The organism is Tissierella carlieri (genome assembly GCF_018917285.1).
GTDB classification, from domain to species: Bacteria; Bacillota; Clostridia; order Tissierellales; family Tissierellaceae; genus Tissierella; species Tissierella carlieri.
The window spans coordinates 92,191-114,328 of record NZ_JAHLOH010000035.1; the positions used below are offsets into that span (position 1 = coordinate 92,191).

Below are 22,138 nucleotides of genomic sequence, written 5' to 3' on the forward strand. Positions count from 1 at the left end.
GTATCCATGTTCTTTTCTAATTTAAAACCTAATAAAAAAACCATAGTTCCAAGGCATTCCTTATACCTTTTCCCTATGATTTTCTAACACTACTTTATTTACTTCACTTCAGGCATTTTAAAAAATGAAAGAAGTTTATTATTTTTATACATCTCTCTAGTTTTTATTATATTTCTCTTCTATTATCCATAGCCTTTGCTAAAGTTACCTCATCGAAGTATTCAAGATCTCCTCCTACTGGGATTCCATGAGCTATTCTTGTTACCTTTATTCCTAGTGGTTTTATAAGTCTAGAAATATATAAAGCTGTAGCTTCACCTTCTACTGTTGGATTAGTGGCTAGAACTATTTCTTCTACCACTCCATCGGATAATCTATCTAGAAGTTCTTTTACCCTTATATCATTTGGCCCTACATTATCCATTGGCGATATAACTCCATGAAGTACATGATACTGACCTTTATACTCCTTAGACTTTTCCATGGCAATGATGTCTTTAGCACCTTCTACTACACATATTATGGATTTATCTCTCATAGTATCTCTACATATATGGCATGGATCTTCATCTGTTAAATTACAACATATACTACAAAGTCTTATTTTCTCTTTTGCATTAGTTATGGATTTTGATAGTTTTTCTGCTTCTACTTCTTCCATTTCTAATATATAAAATGCAAGTCTTTGAGCAGTTTTTCTACCGATACCTGGTAATTTTGATAGCTGCTCTATTAAATTTGCTATTGGTAGTGCATACTGCTCCATTATATTACTTCCTCTCTATTAGAACAATCCTGGAATATTCATTCCTCCAGTTAATTTGCTCATTTCCTTGCTCATCATTTCTTCTGCTTTTCTAAGTGCTTCATTAACAGCAGCTAAAACTAAATCTTGTAACATTTCTACATCTTCAGGATCTACTACTCCCTCATCTATTGTTATTGCTAATATCTCTTTCTTTCCATTTGCCTTGCAAGTAACAGCTCCACCACCAGCACTAGCCTCTACTTCTGCCTCTTCAAGCTGTGCTTGCATCTCCTCCATTTGTTTTTGCATTTTTTGCATTTGTTTCATCATATTACCCATATTTCCGCCCATTCCTGGGAATCCACGTTTTGCCATCTTAAATTCTCCTTCCTTATTTTATTTCTACTATATTTTCTCCAAAGAAGTCTATAACCTCTTTTATGGCTTTTTCTTTATTGTCTTTCTCTTCTTTTTTATCTATAGGTTTATCACCTATCATTGTAAATCTTACATCTATATTTTTCTTAAAATATGCTGAAATACCTTGATTTACAACATCTGCATTTGCAGGTGTGCTAATAGCTGCCCTATGGATTCCATAATCAGGTTTGTATCCTATTGTAAGTACATTTCCTGAATAACTAATAGGTTCACCTTCCATAAGTAATGCAAATACGTTGACCTTTATTGCTTTTATTGCTTGAAGTACATTCTGCCAATCATTAACTATTGTCTCGAATTGCAGCTCTTTACCATCATCTATATATATTTCTTTTTTATTTTGTACTTCTTGCTGTTTATCTACTGTTGGCTTTTCTTTTTCAGTTTGTTCTTTTCTAATCTCAGCAGACTTATTTCCATATGTCACAGACTCTTCTTTTAAAACTTTTTCAGTTTTTATACCCTGTTCAAGTCTTTTTACTCGTTCTTCCAATGAAAGTTCTTCTTCTAGTTTTGTCAACTGTATAGATGCCATTTCAAGGATAACCCTAGGTTGAGTAGACCATTTAGCCTTTTCGTCTGCTTCCACCAGTATATCTAAACCCCTCAGTATAAAACCTATACTAATATTTTTGCTCTGGTTTAAATATTTATTTAATGATTCCTCGTCTATGTCAATTAAATCAACTGGATTCTTTGATGTTTTAATTATCATTAAATTTCTAAAATGATTTATTAAATCCTTGATAAACTGATGAATGTCCTTACCGTTTTGAATGACTTCATCTATTGATTGTAGCACATTTTCCAGATTTTTATCTATTATATTTTGTACAATATTCAGTATCATATCTGTATTTACTATTCCTAAAATACTAATTGCATCTGAGTAAGTAATTTCACCACTTCCAAAGGATACACATTGATCAAGTAAACTTAGAGCGTCTCTCATTGCCCCATCGGAATTCCTTGCTATTAGATTTAGTACCTTATCTTCTACATCAATACTTAAGGTGCTACAGATATTTTTCATATTTTCTATTATATCTTTTGTTGTAACTCTTTTAAAATCAAATCTCTGACATCTGGAAAGGATTGTTTGAGGTAACTTTTCAGGCTCAGTGGTAGCTAGTATGAATATTAGATGTTTAGGAGGCTCTTCCAGAGTTTTCAATAGTGCATTAAATGCCTCAGGAGTGAGCATGTGAACCTCATCTATTATATATACCTTATATTTTGTCCTAGCTGGGGGATATATTACTTTATCCCTTAACTCCCTTATATCATCTATTCTTCTATTGCTAGCAGCATCCATCTCTATAACATCCATTATACTTTCATCTAGTATTCCCTTACAGATTTCACATTCATTACATGGATTACCGTCTCTTGAGTTTAAGCAGTTAACTGCTCTAGAAAATATCTTAGCTGTGGAAGTTTTTCCTGTCCCCCTAGTACCTGAAAACAGATATGCATGACCAATATTTTCCTTTTGTATTTGATTTTTTAATGTAATTGTTATATGTTTTTGACCTAGGACTTCATCAAAGGTCTTTGGTCTATACTGTCTATATAAGGCTTGATACATATTTTCACCTACATTTATATTAATTATATTATATATTATAACAGAAAAGAGGTATATTTACACTAAATTAATAATTTTACATTTTGAAGATCACATTATCTTAATTATTTTCCTTTAAACTAAAGGTTGACTTATTAAAGCATTTCAAGTATAATATATTTCTGTAGTGTATAATATTGTTTTGTAGAGCAAAAATCATGGAGAGATGGTTGAGTTGGTCGAAGGCGCTCGCCTGGAAAGCGGGTAGACGTGAAAGCGTCTCGAGGGTTCGAATCCCTCTCTCTCCGCCATTAGAAATTTTTGCCGTGCTAGATGGGGAGGTAGCGGTGCCCTATAACCTGCAATCCGCTATAGCAGGATTGAATTCCCAGTTTAGGCATCTCTGTTGTGAGGTCTGCCCCAAATAAGTGGCAGTGACGATTGGGTCCTGCGCAACGGAAACTCATGAACTCCGTCAGGTCCGGAAGGAAGCAGCGGTAAGTGAATCTTTTCGTGTGCCGTAGGGAAGCCTGATTTGAGTTAACTGTTTGGGTAACGCTTGGAACAGGATTGCCAAAGCTGGGTGCACGGTTACATAAAATAAAATCTGTGGTATATATACCACAGATTTTTTATTTCTATCCTTGAAAAATCTTTCCTGACTTTATATTATGTTCCTCAAGAATTCCCTTTCCATAAGTAAGCCCTGATACTATATTAGGTTCTTCTTTCAATTCTAATCCTTTAAAGCCTATATATATTGGATTTATTACATCTATAGCCTTTCTAAAAAAGGTTGGGTCTTTCTTTATCTGAGCCTCAGTTATCAGTTTGTTCGTATATAGATAAAGAGATCTAAGGTTTGTGGATAACTCATCTTTTTCTCTAAATGTTACTAACAATTCCGTTAATATATCACGAGAATTGTTGATAAGTATACTTAATTTATCATTGTTCTTTTCTTCTATAGCTTGTGATGATTCTTCAAATCTTTCCATCAATCCTTCATGTAATAAAGCTATTAATCCCCAATCATTTGTTGACATTACCTTTTTTTCTAGAGTAATGCATTCCATTTACTGTCACTCCTATCTTTGTAGTAGTTGAAGCACCGTTTGCGGCAATTGATTTGCTTGACTTAGCATTGATGTGCCTGCCTGTTGTAATATATTAAGCTTTGTAAATTCACTCATTTCCTTTGCCATATCTAAATCTTCTATTCTGGATTTAGATGCAGTTAGGTTTTCCGCTGTATTATCTACATTTCTTATGGTGTGTTCAAGTCTGTTTTGAATTGCACCAAGTTTTGAGCGCATGGAGGATACTCTTTCTATGGCATCATTGTAAATCGTAACGGCTTTTTCAAATTCTGTTGACTTTAAATTACCAGCTTCAACTTCAAACTTTCCACTACCTAAATTCTTAATGATGCTCGTTTCAATATTTAATTCTCCAGAGCCAGTTCCTACAATTATATTAATATCTCTCATATCTATCTCAATATATTGATTCTCGTTAGCTCCTATTTGAAGTCTTAGTCCTGATGTACCTGATGGATTTTCTCCATTTAGCAACTTTATGCCATTGAACTCTGTATCTCTTCCTATCATGTTAATCTGTTCAGTTAATTCCCTCATCTCATTTGCTATAGCATCTAAATCATCCTCTTCATATACTCCATTAGCCCCTTGTACACTAAGTTCTCTCATTCTTTGAAGCATTTCATGTACTTCATTTAGTGCACCTTCTGCTGTTTGTATGCATGACACTCCATCTAATGAATTCCTTGAAGCTTGTCTTAGGCCTCTTACTTGTGCTTCCATTTTTTGTGATATAGCAAGACCTGCAGCATCATCTGATGCCCTATTAATTCTCTTACCTGATGAAAGTCTTTCTAAAGATTTTTGTAAGCTATCTGTGTTTACATTTAATAGCCTATGTGTATTTAATGCTGGTATATTATTATTGATTCTCATGGTTTTTATCCCCCTCAAATTTATTTGTATTTTCTATAAATGATATTACTTCTCCTAATATTTGAAACATTTCCTTAGGTAATTTATCAATTTTTTCTTCCATAGATTCCAGATTCAGGTCTATATCTTGACTTAATATATCTGTTGTATATGCCTTTTCAATATGCTTTCGTGATATTAGTCTTTTCTTCATAATATCACCTGCTCATTTAAGCTATATCCCAAATTTTGCAGACCTTTATCTAGAGAATCCAAGTTATTTCTCAAGGCAGTTCCTTCTTCATCTATATTGATTTGAACTTCTCTAGATTTCACATTAAGTTCAATACTTACTGGTCCTAGATTATCAGTTTCAAGACTGATGAAAAACTTCATATTATTTTTATCAATGCCTTTTTGGATATCGGGCACTATGATACTTAAGCTCTTGTATTCATTACCTATTTGTATAGGCAGTTGAAATACCATATCCTTTTTTGATATCTTTGATTGTATCTTTATATACTCTTCCTCTTTTGACTCTTCTCCTTTATTTGTATCAAAAGAATTACCTGAATTACTTAAAGAACTCATCAGCTCTTTATAATCATCCTTGAAACCAGCATCTCCACTTTTAATAGATGTGGATATTTTTTCTTTAAGTAACTCTATACCTTCTTTAAACTCTTCCCTATACTTTGAATTATTAGATTGAGTCATGTCCTTTAAGACATTAACTAATCCCTTTTCTCCATTTAAGAAAGAATTTATATCTTTAATTTCTTTCAAAGTCATGGGAATATGATTCCTCATAATAATTGGTAATATCTTTTCCTCATTTCCTTTGATATCTTTTATTTCCTTGGTCATTTTCTGGCTTTCTTTATACCTATTTACTTTCTTTTCTATATAATTGTTTAATTCATTAAGCGGCATATGTTCCAAAGTTCGACCATCTTTAATACTTTCTTTTACCATATTAATAGTTAAATTATTCCTTGCCCTAAGATATTCTTCAAATATTAGCCCCTCGTATACTTTATCGACTGGGGCAAAGGTTTCTTGACTAGTAGTTATTTCCTTCTCAGCCATAAATAAGCTATCTAATGTAATGACATTATATTTCTTAGATGCAAGGGATACTGTATTTACATTTAAATTCTCCCCTAATGTATCCAATATATTAGATATATGAATAGCTTTATCTAGGGTTTTATGTTCAATACTTAGCTCCCTATCTATGCTAGTATCTATAATTTCCTTTATGGACTTTAGCGTAAAATCTTCCCCATTTTTTATTAACATTAGAAGATCTTTATCTTTAATTTTTCCTAAAACTTCTAAATCATTTCTTATCTCTTCTATTTTTTTATTATCTATAGGCTTGTCTATTTCTTCAGCATCTTTTTCTTTTTTTAATTCCTCCACTAATTGATTTATAGGTTCTTCTAATGGATTTATATCTTTTTCATTTAGCTTGATTATTTCTTCATGTCCTAGTAAATCTATTAACTCTTTTACAGCCTCTTTCATGGCAGTTATCTTATTATATTTTTCTTCATCCATTACCATATCATTCACTATAAATTCTCTTAAAATATTGATATTCTCTATACTATCTTCTAAACCTAGATTAGTTAATATTTCTTTTATTCCATCTATAGTTGTTTCTTTTGCTACAGTAAAGGTTTCAAAGCTTTTTGCCGCCATATTATTCTCTATAGCGGTTACAGTATAGGAGTTATTTAGCTTGTATAGGCTGTTTATATTAAATGATATATCCTCATTCAGTATCTTAATATAGACATTATCCTTCAATCCCTTTAGATTGTGTAGCTTTGATATTACTTCAATGGTTTTATCTATATTTTCCCTTGTAATTGGAATCTTTTCTTTATGCAAAGCTATTATTGTATCATATACATCTTTTCCCATTTTCTGACCATAAATTTCTTTTGATATTGCTTCAGCTTCTTTATAAGTAATGTCTTTTTCTAGTTTCAAAAATCGTCTCAGGGAGAAAGATGGTTTTTCTCCTTTTATTTCTTCCAGAGCTTGGGCTATTTTTTGGAGGCTTTCTCCTTCCAAGTCTATCCCTCTATCTATAAGCTTTACAAAAGAATTAGTATCGATGTCTTCTATTATTGTATTTAAATATTCCTTTGACTTTATATAGGAATCCACATTCCCCTTAGTAATTAGTATTCCACTATTAAGCAGAAACTCTACCATCCTAATATTTTCTTCTGTATACTCTAGACCTAGTTCTGCAATTATATCTGATACTTTTCTTGTTTGCTTCTCTTCTTTTACTACTTCTTCTTTTTCTTCTACTTTAGCAGCAACTATATCTTCTTTTTCAATTATTACGTTATCTCCCAGATTTGCTACTATTTCCTCTTTTAGTCTTATAGAATACTCTACTGTTTTGTTATCTATAGTTTTTTCAATCTTTACATCCTTACCATTTTTCTCTACAAGTACCCCTTCTACGTCATAGGGAAGCGTAGGGGTAATTCCATAGCTATTTATTATATTGTCTCTATTGTTTATCTTCAATATCTCCATTGAATTCTTTCCTTTCATAAATACAGCGAATAACTAACAGTTAAAAGATTAAAAGACCCTAGTCCCTACTCAAAACTATTCACTATTCACCTTTCACTATTCACTATCTTATCTATCGTCATTTCATCCAATTTTCTTAAGGGACTTATTATTCATTTTAATATTTCTGCCGATAATATATAATAGAGAAGGCAGGAGGTGTCATCATGAATAAAATTAATAGACTTGGTATGGAAAATATTTCACCTATTGAAATTTCAAGGGCTGTAGATAAAAAAGCTGTAAAGGACACTTTTAAATTGAAATTAAATGAGTTAGAACAAGATCAGATTAGAGCTGAATTAAAATCCTTATATGATAAAATCGAAACTCAATCTAATAAATTATCTAATAAATTATTTATAGATGATTTAATTCAATATAAGAAGCTAGTTAGAGAGTTTTTGAATATAACTGTAAAGAATTCTCATATATTTTTCAAGGAAAATTCCCTAGATAGACGTGGACGTCATAGAATTTATTCATTAGTTAAAAAAGTAGATCAAGAACTAGATGAATTAACACAGGAGTTTTTGGATTTGGAAAATAAAAGAATTAATATATTGAAAAGATTAAACGATATTCAAGGAATATTAATGGATATAATGACCTAGTTATAATAATCTTATAAGATTATTTAGCATAAAAAACAGGAGGTAATTAAAAAATGTCTATTTCAACACTACGCAACAAAATCAATGTACTATTTGGACTACCATTTGCTATTTTACTTATTATTATGGGCCTCTTAATTTACTCCCAGGTCAGTAATACAATCATTCCACTAACAGAGGATATGACTACTGAAATAGTAGTAGCTAGAGCAGGTGAAATAACACAATGGCTTCAAGGAAATAGCCATGAAATTAAGGCTATTGCTTCAGATGAAATTATCAAGTCTGGAGATTTAGAAGCTATAAAGCAATATTTGAAGTATCGAAATTCTTATTTAAGAGAAGACTTTTTATTAATGTGGTTTGCTGATTTAAATGGGGATTTTTATACTACCACAGGTCATAGTGGAAATATTCGACAGAGAGAGGATATAAAGGCAATATTAGATGACAAGAAGGATGTATACATCTCTAATCCTATGATTTCTGAAGTAACTAAAGAGCCTATTGTAGTAATAGCTCATTCTGTATTAGATGACAGAAATAATTTAATCGGTGCCTTTGCTGGAGTAATAAAAATTGATAAACTTACTGAAATAGTTGAGGCGATTAATGTTGGTAATGATAGCTTCGGTATGATTGTAGATGGCTCTGGATTAATTATCGCCCATCCCGATGATGAAGTAAGGTTAAAACTTAACATCTCAGAACTTAGTGATTCTGGATATAAGAACACTGATGGCTTATTTGAGAAGATGCAAGCTGGACAAGCCGATAACCATATCTATACAGATACAAATGGAGTTAAAAGCAATTTAATTTTTTCATCTATTGAAAGTACTCCTAATTGGAATATCGCTGTTAAAATTCCCGTTAGTGAACTACATGCAAGATCTAATCATATTTTAAAAACTATTATTATATTGATATCATCTATTATATTACTAGTAATCCTTATGGTATATTTATTATCAAATGCAATATCTAAACCTATTATTCAAGGATCTAATTTTGCAAAACAAATTGCAAGTTTAGATGCTTCAGATAATTTACCAGACAAGTTAATTAAGAGAAATGATGAAATAGGAATATTGGCAAATTCGTTACAATCTATTACAAATAGCTTAAGAGAATTTATTAATACAGTAGGTAACTCTGCAGATCAAGTGGCTACTGCATCAGAAGTATTAGCAAGTACTTCCGAGCAATCATCTGTAGCTTCTGAGGAAGTATCAAAAACTATAGAGCAAATAGCTGAAGGCGCAACAGAACAAGCTATAAATACAGAAGAAGGTGCAAAGAAAACTGATGAATTAAATAATATTATAGAAGAAGAACTTGTCTACATGGAAAAACTTGTGTCTCAAGCTGACAAGGTTATAAAATTAAAAAATGATGGTGAGTCCATTGTTTCAGAATTAATAGATAAAACTAGGCTAAGCAGCGAAGGTATACAAAAAGTATATCATGGAATTATTGAAACAAATAATAGTACCGTGAAAATACAGTCTGCTAGTAATGTAATACAAAGTATTTCAGAGCAAACAAATCTATTAGCCTTAAACGCCGCTATAGAAGCAGCTAGAGCAGGCGAGGCTGGTAGGGGATTTGCTGTAGTAGCCGAGGAAATAAGGAAATTAGCAGAGCAATCTAATAAGTCTGCTGGTGAAATTGAATCTATAGTTAATAATTTACAGACTAATTCCCGTGTTGATGTAGATATAATCACAGAGGTTTCAGAAATTACAAAAGAACAAGGGTCTAGTGTAGAGATGACTAAAGAAGTTTTTAGTGTAATAGCTAAAGAACTTGAAATAACAAAAGAAATAATAAATGAATTGGGAGCTATTGGTGAGTCCATGGGAAGCAGCAAGGATGAAATAGTTAGCATTCTTCAAAATTTATCTGCTATTGCTGAAGAAAATGCGGCAGCTACTGAAGAGGCCTCTGCTTCTACAGAAGAACAAACAGCTTCCATGGAAGAAATCTATAGTGCTAGTAATAGTATGGCAGATTTAGCTCAAGAATTGAAAAGTTTAGTTTCTAAATTTAAAATTAACTAATCTTTTCAGATAATTGATTTGAATATTTTATATAAACATGGGTATATTCTCTTATAGAGAGAATATAATGACGGTTTTTATACTCTTCCCTAAATAGAAGGAGGAATTACTATGGAAGATATGTTAAAGAAAGTTTTTTTAGCTGGTATTGGTACCTTAGCTTTAACTTATGAAAAAGCTGACGAAATGGTAGGAACACTAGTAGAAAAAGGTAAAATCACTGTAGATCAAGGTAAAGAATTAAATGAAGAATTGAAAAGAGTTCTAAGCAGTAAAGAAGCTACTAAAACCGATAAATCTGATTTAAAGGAAATGTTAAAAGAATTAAATCTAGCTACTAAAGAGGATATAGCTAATTTAGAGTTAAGAATTAGCAATTTAGAGAAAAACCATTAGTTTGGGGGGAGTAAATACCTTGATTTTTTCAAGGTATTTTTCAATATGGAAAATAATTATACTAAACTACGATTTAAAGAAATTATTTCTGTAGCAATTAAACATGGATTTAAAAACGGAATTGGAAATCCTAAAGAATTAAGGGTAGTCTTAGAGGAATTGGGACCTACCTTTATTAAAATTGGCCAAATATTGTCTACACGACCTGATATATTACCTAAAGAATATATAATAGAATTAGAAAAACTTCAAGATAGTGTAAAGTCTGAAGATTTCAGCGTAATGAAAAAAATTATTGAAGCAAACTTAAAGAGAAGTATATCCGACGTATTTTTAGATTTCGAAACTACCCCTTTAGCCTCTGCTTCTTTAGCTGAAGTTTATTTTGCAAGGTTAAAAACAGGGGAAAAAATAGTGTTAAAGGTTCAACGGCCTTTTGTAAGGGAAAAAATTCTAGCTGATATTAATATTTTAAAGAGATTATCACCTTTTATTAAATTCACAACAAAAAATGAAGTCCTTGATGTTAAAGAAGTTATTGAAGAAATTAGAATTTCCACAGAAAGGGAATTGGATTTTTTAAATGAAAAGGAAAATATTAAGAAATTTAGTTTAAATAACAAAGATATAAAATATATCAAGGGTATTGTTGTTTACGAAAGATATTGTACTTCTAATATGATAGTAATGGAATTTATTGGTGGAATAAAAATAGATAATATTTCTACTTTATTAGCAGAGGGTTATGATACTAACGAAATTGCTAAGAAGCTTACTTATAATTATTTTAAGCAAGTCTTTGAAGATGGATTTTTCCATGCAGACCCTCATCCAGGAAATATTTTAATTCATAATAATAAGATTGGGTTTGTTGACTTCGGGTTGATGGGCTGCTTAGATTTAGGAATCAAAAAGAAGTTTAACTCATTTTTGGAAGGGGTTGCCACTAACAATATTGATCTAATGACTAGTTCCATCCTAAGTATTGGTATTAAAAAAGATGAAGTTGATATAAATAAACTTTATCAAGATATAAATTTGATTTACAATACATATATAGAAGAATCAATATATAGATATGACTTAGCCCAAATTTTAGAAGAAATCATAGTTGTTTGTAAAAAGAATAATATCCTTATGCCTAAAGATGTTATTTTACTAGCAAAAGGGATTTTAACTTTGCAGGGAGTTTTAGCTAAGATAGATAAAGACTTAAATATTATGGATATTGCCCTTCCTTATTTCAAAAATAAAATAATAGAAGATAAATTGAAAGACTATGACTTAACCTTATTAGGCAACAAAATTTTCTCCGCTGGAAAGGCCTCTTTAGATTTACCTATAAAGCTTTCACAAATTATTGATAGAGGGTTGCAAGGTAGATTAAAATTAAACTTACAGTTTAAAAACTCTGATGAGAATTTAAATGAAATTAATAAAATGGTAAATAGAATTATTTTCTCTGTTATTGTAGCAGGCCTACTAGTTAGCTCTTCCTTAGTCATAAATGCTAATGTTGGATTAAAAATTTATGGTATTTCTGCAATAGGTATTATAGGCTATTTAGGTGCTGGATTAGCTGGTTTTTTACTTTTAATCTCAATATTAAAATCAGGAAAATTATAAAGCTGAACAAATAAATTCCCTTTCTTTGGTATCGATCCAAATTAAGGGAATTTTTTATGAAAAAACTTATAAAGGAACATCTGATGTAGATATAGGTCTATTGAAGAAAAAGAAACTACAGTGATTGCTACATTTTACGATGGCAAAAGTATTTATAATTTAAAAAAGAATTAATCTGACAATATTGTAAGATACAAATCTAGTTTGAAAGGGAAATCAATAGGATGATTTCCCTTATTTTTATATAGTATAACATGAGCTAATAGAGAAAGGGGAGAATACTTTGGAAATATTAAGAACTGAAAATCTTACAAAAACTTATGGAATAGGTGATACAAAGGTCACTGCATTGGATAATTTAAATTTGACAATAAGCAAAGGACAATTTGTTTCAATAATTGGATCGAGTGGATCAGGAAAATCTACACTCCTGCATATGTTAGGAGGAGTAGATCGCCCTACAAAAGGAAAAATATATATCGAGGACACTGATATTTCATCAATGGATGAAACTGAATTAGCTTTATTCCGCCGACGAAAGGTAGGGCTAATCTATCAGTTTTACAATCTTATTCCCACGTTAAATGTAGAAAAAAATATATTATTACCCATGCTGTTAGATGATATAAAACCTAAAAGAGAAGAATTTGATAAGATTGTAAAAATGCTTGGTTTAAACGAAAGGCTTAATCATCTACCAAATCAACTTTCAGGAGGTCAGCAACAAAGAGTTGCCATAGGACGATCATTAATTTATAAACCCTCCATTATTCTAGCAGATGAACCTACTGGAAATCTTGATAAAAAAAATTCGGAAGCTACTCTTGAGATGTTAAAACTTTCAAATAAAGAGTATAATCAGACTATTTTGTTGATTACCCATGACGAAAAAATTGCATTGTCAGCAGATAGAGTGATTACAATCGATGATGGCAGAATTGTGTCAGATGAGGTGATTAAGTAATGAAGATTATGAGCGAATATACATATCACCATGTGAGAAAGAATAAAAGGCATACAGTTTCTATACTAATTGCTATTACAATTGCTTCTGCATTGCTATGTTCACTAAGTATATTTCTACATTCTATATGGCAGACAAAAGTATCCTCAACAATTGAAAAGACAGGTTATTGGCATGGGGAATTATGGGGCTATACATCTGGTGATAAATTAAAATATGTCACAGAAAATCCTGAGATTGAAACCACCATGATTAAAGGACCGTGGGTTACTGCTAAACTTTCCAATGCAAAACGCCCGTATCTATTAATGAGAGATGCAGATACAAATTTTTGGTTGGACATGGGTTTAAAAAATACTCTTACGAAAGGTAGACTGCCTAAAGAGCCTGGAGAAATTGTTGTGCCAAAAGTATTTTTCTTGGATAATCCTTCGTATAAAATTGGTGATAAGTTAACTCTTCCTATTGGTGATCGCATGTTGGGGAGTGAAGTAATTGAAACTCAATCTGCTAAACAATCAAAAGAATTAGACGAGACTTTTAAGACAACAGGAACTAAGACATATACCATAGTTGGAGAATTAGATATTTCTAGTACTTCTGCATACCTTGGATATTTTGCCATGGGATACTTGGATACTTCACAAATTCAACCTGAAGATGAACTTACGGTTTATATGCGTTTTGTGAAACCCCGTAAAATCTATGAAACATTACCACAGATTGCGAAATCTACGGGATTAACCGAAGATGAATATGGACAGTATGCAGTTAGGTATAATACACATCTATTAAAATTATATGGGATTAACGATAAAAGTAATACAAACATTCAACTCATTATGGTGCTAGTAATGGCAATAACAATAATTTTATTAGTTATGGGGGCATTTATTCTTATTATCTATAATGCATTTTCTTTATCTGCTAACAGCAGGATTAAGGAGCTAAGTATTCTAAAAAGTTTAGGAGCAACTCCAAGACAAATTAGGTATTCTGTTCTCTATGAAGGGCTTTTGCTCTGGATTATTCAATTGCCAATTGGTATCATGATAGGATATCTATTTAGTCATATGGTGTTTTCTAAAGTTAATGAAATTCTTAGTGTTACAGAAGATTATACGAATATATATGTTTCCTTTTCATGGGTAGTAGTTGTTTTTTCTATCATCATCTCATTGATTACCGTTTTAGTTTCAGCATATATTCCAGCAAGAAAAGTGGCGAAAGTATCAGCTATTGCAGGGATACGTCAAAATAGTACTAAAGTAAAATTAAAAAAACAAAAATCTCACTCAATAATCAAAAAAATATTTGGTATAGAAGGTGAAATATCAAGCGCACAGTTTTCAGCTAGCAAAAGGACTTTACGTACGGCTATCCTATCTCTTTCAATGTGTTTTATCTTAGTAGCAGGGTATATTAACATTATGTCCATCTACAATTTGGCCAGTTCTACCAATGAAACGCCTAAACATGATATGAAGGTTAATCTAGATATTATTGATGAACCAAGTGATGAGATGATAAATGAAATTATTTCCGTGCCTGAAGTTAGGGAGAGTATCGTTAGAAGACAGGTACGCACTTCAACCTATGTAACATCAGAACAGGAGTCAGATGTTTTCGCTGAATCTGGAGGGTTTGATGAGGTAGACCTCAAATATAATGTATTGAGTGAACAAGGAAAGCATAGAATTATAGTAAATTTAGTTGGATTAAGCGATAAATCATTTAAAAAGTATTGTGAAGAAATTGGTGCTGATGTTGAGGCATATTATCAGGATGGTATGATAACAGGAGTATTGTTAGATAGCACATATCATAGGCCAGATAATTCAAAAGTTGTGGAAAAAATACCATTATTAAATATAAAAGAAGGACATGAGCTAGTTTTATATGAAAAAGCAGAAAATTACATGAATACAAATTATAGATTTAATGTTCAAGTGGGCCATGTTACAGAGATTTCTCCCAGTGAACTAAGAATGCATAGATACAACTTAGCCTTTATAGTTCCTATGAAAACTTATGAGCAAATAGTTAGTAATTTTATGCCAGAGCGTATGCGTGAATACAGTATTATGTCAATTGATTTATTAGTGGGTGATGAGGCTAGTCCACGTGTGAAGGAAAAACTAACACAGATTTGTAGTTCTTATCTTGGATCCGATGATTTTAGTATATGGACTCTATTGGAAGACAAGAATCGTGAAGAACTGGTTCAAAAAGCCGTAGGCATTAGTGTTTTTGCTGTAGCCTTATTGATTGGGATAATTGGTATTTTTAACGCTTTTTCTACCATTTCCAATAATCTTAGACTACGCAGAAGAGAATTTGCTATGCTTCGGTCAGTAGGATTAACACCAAAGGGATTAAATAAAATATTGATGTTAGAAGGTTTGTTCTTCGCATTAACACCGATTATTGTTAGTATCCCAATAGTATTATTTATTTGTTGGTTTATGTTAAGATTAACGCCAATCACATGGCCTGAGTTTATATCTGTTTTTCCAGTTGGGCCAATTTTAACCTATGCTACTCTTATAATCGTATCTATAGTTTTAGCCTATTGGGTTTCTTCAACGTCCGTTAAAAAAAGTAATGTAGTAGAAGCAATCAAAGATGAAATAGTATAATACTAGAACCTGCTATAAAAACCGGTAAATTGATAGTAATTAAATCCATCATCTACCGGTTTTTGTTATGATTTAATGCTTTCATACTCTTTAATATTTCGATAAAATGTATTATTTTTAAGATTTAGATACTCCATTGATTATAGGGTAGTATCAGCAAAATGAGAATTTACAACGCGAAGCAATTTTTGATACTATAATTAAGTTTTTTAACAATGCTAAGTAATATTTAAGGGAAGTTGTAATTTACAGAAAATCTCAGCAAATTCTATCTATGGCACCAATGATTATTTCCTTATATCCATTAATATCATCTACACTCAGCATAGGTATTTTCCAATATTTTATATATTCAGTAGGCACTAATAAGGATATAACCGCAGCATTACCTGGTACAATCCCAGGGGATCTAACCACTTCATGTAAGCTATTGGACATAAAAGTAACTCCCCCAGCATCCTCACTAATAAGCCTTGCCATATCCGCAAGTATTTCAACCTTATCCGTAGAATCATCTACTGTCTTTAACTCTTCTGCCAATTTAATAATTTTATTAGCAAAATCCACCGTAGCCTTTGCCAGCTGTCCCTTTTCTTGAGGAAGTGAATCCGTAAAATATATATAAGGAATCCCAGCTTCTTTAGCAGCTTCAGATAATACTTTCGCTAAAAATAGGTTATCAAGCCCTTCTTGAGCACGAAATAAAAAGGTAAGTTCTTCAATATCATCAGATACCTTTGGTATATATGCCTTACTTTCTACAATAATAGTAGGAATATTATCGATTCCAATGCTTTTCATCAATTCCCCTTTCACTCCAATAGCAGTATTACCTTCATTATCTTCATTGGGACCGATTCCCCCTTCAGATCCGTTAATATTTAATAGCAGCGAAACAGGAATCCCATTAATGTCAGCAATCATTCCAGCCATTTTATCAATTCTTCCAGAATATTTTTGAGAAGTTATATGAACCTTATTAGGATTCTTTTTATAAAAAGAATCCAATACTGCTAATGCTATGGCTCCTTGTAAAGCAACTGGAGTCTCCATAACACCTTGACCATACATACGTCCAAAGGCTTTTATTGCCGTTCTTTGTGTATATATCCCATCTTCATCAATAGCTCTATCCATTAACTCTAATTCCATAGGTGTTATGCCACGGCGACAAAATGTTCTTCCAATTCCTCCCCCATAAGTCTCTACTACTATATCTCCCTTTAAGAGATCTCCTTTTATACATTTTATACGTGTGTCTACCTTTAATATTTCTCTCATTAATGAAGCAACTACTGCAAACCCTGCAGAATCATCCTGAACGAAAGAACTATGACTATGCACATGTCCTACGCCCACATGTCCTACAATGGCAATTTCACTTTTAGTTTTTTCTGAAATAGTAATAATATAATCTTTCATAACTTTGTCCTTCATCATTATTTTTATTTTACAGCAAATTTTGCATCATAAACTAACCTTCCATCTACATAAGTTTTAACTACTTTTGTATCAAGAATGTCCTCTTCACAGGATAAATTAAATAAATCTTTATCCAATATAATGAAGTCTGCCAACTTATCCTTAGTAATTGTCCCCTTGATATTTTCTTCATTAGAGGCATATGCACCTTCAACAGTATAAGCATATATTGCTTCATACATATTCAATCTTTCATTAGGCAAATATACTTTCTTCTGATTTCCATTAATATTCTTTCTTGTTACAGCAGTATATATATTAGCCATGGGATTAAAAGACTCCACTGGACAGTCCGTCCCAAAAGGTATATGAATGCCTTTATCCATCATAGTTTTCCATGCATAAGAAGTCTGGGCTAAATCATGACCTACTCGATCAATAACTATATTCATATCATAGTCAATGAAAATAGGTTGAATAAAAGCCAATACATTTAATTCTTTAAATCGTTCTAATATTTCTCCATCGGTAATTTGACAATGAACAATTCCATGTCGTATATAATCTTTGGGATTTTTCTTTTGTGCCTTTTCAATGGCATCTAATGACATCTCTATAGCCCTATCACCTATGGCATGTATAGCTACTGGACAATTATTTTCATGAGAAATCATTACCATATTATCTAAATCTTCTTGTGTAAATATCTCTAATCCTCTAGTTGATGTGTCATCTGCATATGGATTTCTCAATGCTGCTGTACGAGCTCCTAGGGATCCATCACTCAATAATTTTATAGAAGTTATACGATATCTATTGGTCCCCCACCCTGCAGCATAACCTTTTTTAAAGAATTCTTCAAGGGATGGAGGATTCTCAAATAAGCATTGCTCTCCTATACGAACCTTTAATTGTCCAACTTTCTCTAGTTCCTCAAAAGCTTGAAAAAGCAAATCATAATCCCTGCTCGGCATATACCCCACATCATCTGTTTGTACTGAGGTTAAACCTGCTGATAATAATCTCTCCTGTGCAGCTACAATGATTTCTTTAGTATTTTCTAAATTCAAACTAGAAATCTTAACTTTAATTCTTTCTAAAAGGCTCTCTTTAATAACTCCATTTGGTTCTCCATTAGGTAATAATTCTACTAAATCCCCATATTCTTTTGCAGTTTCTTTATTTAGATCAATTTCCTTCATAGCAGCAGTATTAAGTACTCCTATGTGAAAACATGCACGCATAATAATAGTAGGTACATCACCTGTTATCTCATCTAAATCAAATTTATTAGGAAATCTTTTTTCATCCTCGAAATAATCTTGATTCCATCCTTCCCCTTCAAGCCAATTTCTGTCTTCTTTAGTTCTATTCTCCATTGCAGATTTTATACGATTCCTGATTTCATTTATACTAGTAGTTCCAACTAAATCAACACTTCGTAAGCTCTTAGCAAGATGTATAAAATGCATATGAGAATCATTTAATCCTGGAATCACTAGATGCCCTTCTAAGTCGATCTCTTTCTTTGCATTTCCATGTTCCCTCAAGTACTCATAAGCACCATTTTGTGTGCCTACATATACAAATTTGTTTTCATCCATGATCATTGCCTCGGCTTGAGGCAATGTAGAATCCATAGTTTGTATGTTTCCATTCTTAAATAGTATCATTCTTTATTTCTGCCTCCCTTTTATTCTTTTTATCAAAATACATATAAACTAAAGCTCCTAAAGCCGGAACTATAAAACCAATTAATGCAGTAACTGGATCTTCAACAAATGTATTGATCATTAGTCCCGCAAATATTAGAACTGTTATTATTACTGTGATTGGATATCCCCATACCTTATAAGGTCTATCTAAAGATGGAAATCTCTTTCTGTAAATAAACACCGCTAAAATACATAAAACATTAAAGAACATCCCTATAAAGACTACCATTGATGTAAGTTGATCAAGACTTCTTGATAGGACTAAAAGAACCGAAATAATACATTGTCCTATTAAAGATGCAGTTGGAACCTTATATTTAGGATGTAATCTCTTATAACTCTTGAAGAAGTGACCCTCTTCAGCCATTGCATAATATGTCCTTGAAAAGGTTAAAATCATTCCATTAAGTGAACCAAACATAGAAACAACCATACCTAAAATAACGATTATTCCCCCAACATTACCAAAAATAGTCTTGGCAACTTCAGTACCAAGGTAAAAGTCTCCACTATTAATCATAGAAACCACCTTCTCATGTGGTAATACTTTATAAATAGAGTAGTTAAATAATGTATATAAAATTGTAATTCCACCAATAGCAATAATTAAAGAAAGAGGTAAATTTTTCTTAGGGTTTTTCATTTCTTCTGCTACAGTATTTAAGTTTGTCCAACCTTCATAGGCCCATAACGTAGCAACTGTAGCAAAGGCTATCATTCCTATTATACTACTAAATGTAACTGTATTTCCATCAGCTGGAATAAGACTAAGATTAGGGGTTTGCTTACCAAATATTAAAGCTCCACCCATAATTAATATAATAGGTATCAATTTGGCAATCATTGAAAGATTTTGTAAGATAGAACCTTTTTTAACACCAAAATAATTATAAGCAGTAAGCATAACTATTAACCCAATAGCTATTGCTTTAATAGCAATATCACTAAGGTCAAAGAAAGCTCTTAATGCTGTTGGAAGTGCAATAGCAACAGCTGAAATAGAGCCTGCTCCACTGATAAGCCAGCTGCCAAAACCATACATAAACCCAACTACAGGGTGATAAGCTTCGTTCAAATAAACTACCATTCCACCTGCTACAGGACGAGATGCCCCTAATTCAGCGAAACAAAGACCTCCAAGTAATGAAATTAACCCTCCTATTATCCAACACAGTAATGAAAGGCCCATACTCATACCTGTTCGCTGCATAACATAGGAGCCTAGATAGAAAATGCCAGATCCTATCATAATACCACCTATAATACTTACACCACCAAAGACACCAATCTCCTGCCTAAATTTAGCATCATTTGCTTCGTTTTCATTTAGCTTCTGCTCTTTTTCCATGTATTTCCCTCCTATTATAATATTTCATAGCAATTTATATAATAATATAATTTGCTAAAATACTACTCTCTGACTTTTAATACATACTTAAAATCATATCAATAAAAATTAAGATGATATACAGGAATTAATTTTACCAATTTCTACACACCGTTTAGCTAATATGAGAATTGGATCAATGTATTTCTGCGGGGCTCCTACCCTTTCTGCTAAGATAGGTAATTCGGTACATCCTAAAATTATTGGTATATCCTTATTTTCAATATATCGATTTATGAGATTTTCAATTTCCATAGGATCTACATCAAATTTTGAAGATTTAACATCATATATCCAATCCATAATTGTCTGTTGATCTACATCATTAGGCTCTATTATATTTAAATTAAATTTTTCAAATATATTTTTATAGATACCAGATTTATACGTACCCTTTGTCGCTAGAAGAAAATAATCCTTATGCCCAAATTCTTCATTTAGATAAGCCGCCGTTTCATATACCATATTCAATATCTTTACCTTGCTATGTTCAACAATGTCATTATAAAAATAATGAGCTGTATTACATGGTATTGCTATATAGTCTGCTCCCATCATTTCTAACTTCAATATAGACCTTATCATTTCTGTAATAGGGTTCTCTCCTGAACCAAAAATATAAGCTGTTCTATCAGGTATTTCCACATTGCTATCAATTATAATATGCAAATGTTCTTGATCTCTATCTGCGGGTGTAAGATCAATAATTTTTTTAAATAAATCACAAGTAGCAGCAGGGCCCATCCCCCCCATTATTCCAAGAATCATTTTAATCACCTCAATTTAATAAGCTAATTACTTATATATGCAAATTATATGCCACCGAATAATTACTTTAAATTTCAAGTACTTGTGAATATTAAATCGATTTTAGGGTAACATTTCGTCCTATTATCTAACCCATTTTCCCTTAAGATTTGATTTACCTTTCTCAACATAAAGATTCTACTTTTTAGTTACTATCCTCAATTTATCAAAACCCTATATTAATAAATAAAGTCTAGAGTATAGTTCTTTAGAATTTCTTCATAAACACTATAATCTAGACTTTCAGAATTTATTTTATTCAAATTGAATATCAGAATATGGCGTAGGATCATTTGTTATATCATTAAAATGCCACCATTCATAATCATAGCCTTCAAATCCAACACTTTCCATTATATCCCTTAAATACTCTGCATTCTTTTTAGCTATTGGTGGTATTTTATCACATTTTAAACCTGCCATCTCAGTGAAATCATCAAACTCAGTAGGCATCTCAATTTCATTACCATCTAAGTCCAATAAAGTTATATCTACACTCATTCCATTCATGTGACTATATTCAAAATCTATTGGCTTACTCATATCTGGTGGTGTAGCAACTAAATTATTATCTGGAATAATCTCATACATTAACCTTTGGGCACTTATAGGTCTATATACATCCCAAACCTTCACTTTGTATCCATCACGCTTAAATATTTCTTTTGCTTTGATTAGCAATTTAGCTGTATCTTTATTTATATAGCACTCACTGCTATTATAAATCTTTTTTTGTGTAAAATTATCACTAGTTGCATATTTTAAATCAATAACAAACTCATCATCTAGGTCTAATAATCTAACCAAACTGTCTCTATCATTCATCCTTATTCCTCCCCATTATTCCGAGCGTTTTGTAAACTTAAATGAAAATTGAGGACTCCAACCTCTGTATGGTACAATGTTTTTGCTAGAAAACAAATACCTCCCAGAAAGGATGAAGTCCTCATGCAAAAAATTGTATCAATAAAGTGTCCAAAGTGCAACAATAATCATTCATTTTATCATTATGGCAAAGATAAAGATGGTTATCAAAAATATCTATGCCGTAACTGCAAGCACCAATTTGCTCCTGATAAACCTAGTTTTAGGTCTAATAAAAATTATCCCCGTTGTCCTATGTGTGGTAAAGCTACTTTTCTTCACCATGACTATGATCTTTATTCTAATTTTAGATGTTGTGATAA

Annotated in this window: 19 protein-coding genes, 1 tRNA gene and 1 other RNA gene; 9 read left to right on the forward strand and 12 right to left on the reverse strand. The window is 31.8% G+C overall.

What is annotated here, in order from left to right; genetic code table 11:
• Positions 1-166: 166 nt before the first annotated feature.
• From recR to dnaX, 3 genes are read right to left on the reverse strand one after another with little or no spacing between them, the layout of a single operon-like run.
• The gene (recR, locus tag KQI38_RS11725; protein ID WP_094898843.1) at positions 167-766 is read right to left on the reverse strand and encodes a recombination mediator RecR; all 600 of its coding nucleotides are present in this window, start codon (positions 764-766) and stop codon (positions 167-169) included.
• Positions 767-784: 18 nt separating this feature from the next.
• Positions 785-1,123 carry a YbaB/EbfC family nucleoid-associated protein gene (locus KQI38_RS11730; RefSeq protein WP_094898842.1) on the reverse strand — a complete coding sequence of 113 codons (339 nt, stop codon included), beginning with the start codon at positions 1,121-1,123 and terminating at the stop codon, positions 785-787.
• 16 nt (positions 1,124-1,139) lie between these two features.
• Positions 1,140-2,777, reverse strand: a complete 1,638-nt coding sequence (gene dnaX, locus KQI38_RS11735) for a DNA polymerase III subunit gamma/tau (RefSeq protein ID WP_216559628.1) — start codon at positions 2,775-2,777, stop codon at positions 1,140-1,142.
• Between the two features lie 199 nt (positions 2,778-2,976).
• Here dnaX and KQI38_RS11740 point away from each other — a divergent pair.
• Both KQI38_RS11740 and ffs read left to right on the forward strand, forming a co-directional pair.
• Positions 2,977-3,067: transfer RNA gene (locus KQI38_RS11740), tRNA-Ser, on the forward strand.
• Positions 3,068-3,080: 13 nt separating this feature from the next.
• Positions 3,081-3,347: signal recognition particle sRNA large type (ffs, locus tag KQI38_RS11745), an RNA gene on the forward strand.
• A 47-nt stretch (positions 3,348-3,394) separates the two neighbouring features.
• Here ffs and KQI38_RS11750 read toward each other — a convergent pair.
• Genes KQI38_RS11750 through KQI38_RS11765 form a run of 4 tightly spaced genes read right to left on the reverse strand, consistent with a single transcriptional unit; the run spans position 3,395 to position 7,279 of the window.
• Positions 3,395-3,832 (reverse strand): flagellar export chaperone FliS, encoded by a 438-nt coding sequence (locus KQI38_RS11750; protein WP_216559629.1) that lies wholly within the window; start codon positions 3,830-3,832, stop codon positions 3,395-3,397.
• A 12-nt stretch (positions 3,833-3,844) separates the two neighbouring features.
• The gene (locus tag KQI38_RS11755) at positions 3,845-4,732 is read right to left on the reverse strand and encodes a flagellin N-terminal helical domain-containing protein (protein ID WP_216559631.1); all 888 of its coding nucleotides are present in this window, start codon (positions 4,730-4,732) and stop codon (positions 3,845-3,847) included.
• Positions 4,719-4,925, reverse strand: coding sequence for a hypothetical protein (locus KQI38_RS11760; RefSeq protein WP_216559633.1), 207 nt, complete (start codon positions 4,923-4,925; stop codon positions 4,719-4,721). The genes KQI38_RS11755 and KQI38_RS11760 overlap by 14 nt, the downstream gene beginning before the upstream one ends.
• Entirely contained in the window at positions 4,922-7,279 is a 2,358-nt protein-coding gene (locus KQI38_RS11765; protein WP_216559635.1) for a DUF6240 domain-containing protein, read from the reverse strand. Before KQI38_RS11765 ends, KQI38_RS11760 begins: the two co-directional genes overlap by 4 nt.
• 206 nt (positions 7,280-7,485) lie before the next feature.
• Here KQI38_RS11765 and KQI38_RS11770 point away from each other — a divergent pair, with 206 nt between their 5' ends.
• The 6 genes from KQI38_RS11770 (at position 7,486) to KQI38_RS11795 (ending at position 15,620) form a co-directional block, all read left to right on the forward strand.
• Positions 7,486-7,932: a YaaR family protein gene (locus KQI38_RS11770; protein WP_216559637.1), complete on the forward strand. Its 447-nt coding sequence runs from the start codon at positions 7,486-7,488 to the stop codon at positions 7,930-7,932.
• A gap of 53 nt (positions 7,933-7,985) precedes the next feature.
• Positions 7,986-9,995: a methyl-accepting chemotaxis protein gene (locus KQI38_RS11775; protein WP_216559639.1), complete on the forward strand. Its 2,010-nt coding sequence runs from the start codon at positions 7,986-7,988 to the stop codon at positions 9,993-9,995.
• 111 nt (positions 9,996-10,106) lie between these two features.
• Positions 10,107-10,391, forward strand: a complete 285-nt coding sequence (locus tag KQI38_RS11780; protein WP_216559641.1) for a phasin family protein — start codon at positions 10,107-10,109, stop codon at positions 10,389-10,391.
• 45 nt (positions 10,392-10,436) lie between these two features.
• Positions 10,437-12,017, forward strand: coding sequence for an ABC1 kinase family protein (locus KQI38_RS11785; protein WP_216559643.1), 1,581 nt, complete (start codon positions 10,437-10,439; stop codon positions 12,015-12,017).
• A gap of 283 nt (positions 12,018-12,300) precedes the next feature.
• Complete coding sequence (locus tag KQI38_RS11790; RefSeq protein ID WP_216559645.1) at positions 12,301-12,981, forward strand: ABC transporter ATP-binding protein; 681 nt, start codon at positions 12,301-12,303, stop codon at positions 12,979-12,981.
• Positions 12,981-15,620, forward strand: coding sequence for an ABC transporter permease (locus KQI38_RS11795; protein ID WP_216559648.1), 2,640 nt, complete (start codon positions 12,981-12,983; stop codon positions 15,618-15,620). Before KQI38_RS11790 ends, KQI38_RS11795 begins: the two co-directional genes overlap by 1 nt.
• Positions 15,621-15,878: 258 nt before the next feature.
• On the opposite strand, the gene KQI38_RS11800 is transcribed toward KQI38_RS11795, so the two are convergent.
• The 5 genes from KQI38_RS11800 to KQI38_RS11820 all read right to left on the reverse strand — a co-directional run bounded on the left by KQI38_RS11800 (position 15,879) and on the right by KQI38_RS11820 (position 21,776).
• Positions 15,879-17,042 carry a hypothetical protein gene (locus tag KQI38_RS11800; RefSeq protein WP_216559650.1) on the reverse strand — a complete coding sequence of 388 codons (1,164 nt, stop codon included), beginning with the start codon at positions 17,040-17,042 and terminating at the stop codon, positions 15,879-15,881.
• A gap of 23 nt (positions 17,043-17,065) precedes the next feature.
• A complete protein-coding gene (locus KQI38_RS11805; protein WP_216559652.1) occupies positions 17,066-18,715 on the reverse strand; it encodes an amidohydrolase in 1,650 nt (549 codons plus the stop codon).
• Positions 18,702-20,105 carry an APC family permease gene (locus tag KQI38_RS11810; protein WP_216559654.1) on the reverse strand — a complete coding sequence of 468 codons (1,404 nt, stop codon included), beginning with the start codon at positions 20,103-20,105 and terminating at the stop codon, positions 18,702-18,704. The genes KQI38_RS11805 and KQI38_RS11810 overlap by 14 nt, the downstream gene beginning before the upstream one ends.
• Positions 20,106-20,213: 108 nt before the next feature.
• A complete protein-coding gene (gene cuyB, locus KQI38_RS11815) occupies positions 20,214-20,912 on the reverse strand; it encodes a cysteate racemase (RefSeq protein WP_216559656.1) in 699 nt (232 codons plus the stop codon).
• Positions 20,913-21,206: 294 nt separating this feature from the next.
• Positions 21,207-21,776 carry a M15 family metallopeptidase gene (locus KQI38_RS11820; protein WP_216559658.1) on the reverse strand — a complete coding sequence of 190 codons (570 nt, stop codon included), beginning with the start codon at positions 21,774-21,776 and terminating at the stop codon, positions 21,207-21,209.
• A gap of 123 nt (positions 21,777-21,899) precedes the next feature.
• On the opposite strand from KQI38_RS11820, the gene KQI38_RS11825 reads away from it, so the two are divergent.
• Positions 21,900-22,138 (forward strand): IS1 family transposase (locus KQI38_RS11825; RefSeq protein ID WP_338114467.1); only part of this gene is annotated, 239 nt, incomplete at its 3' end.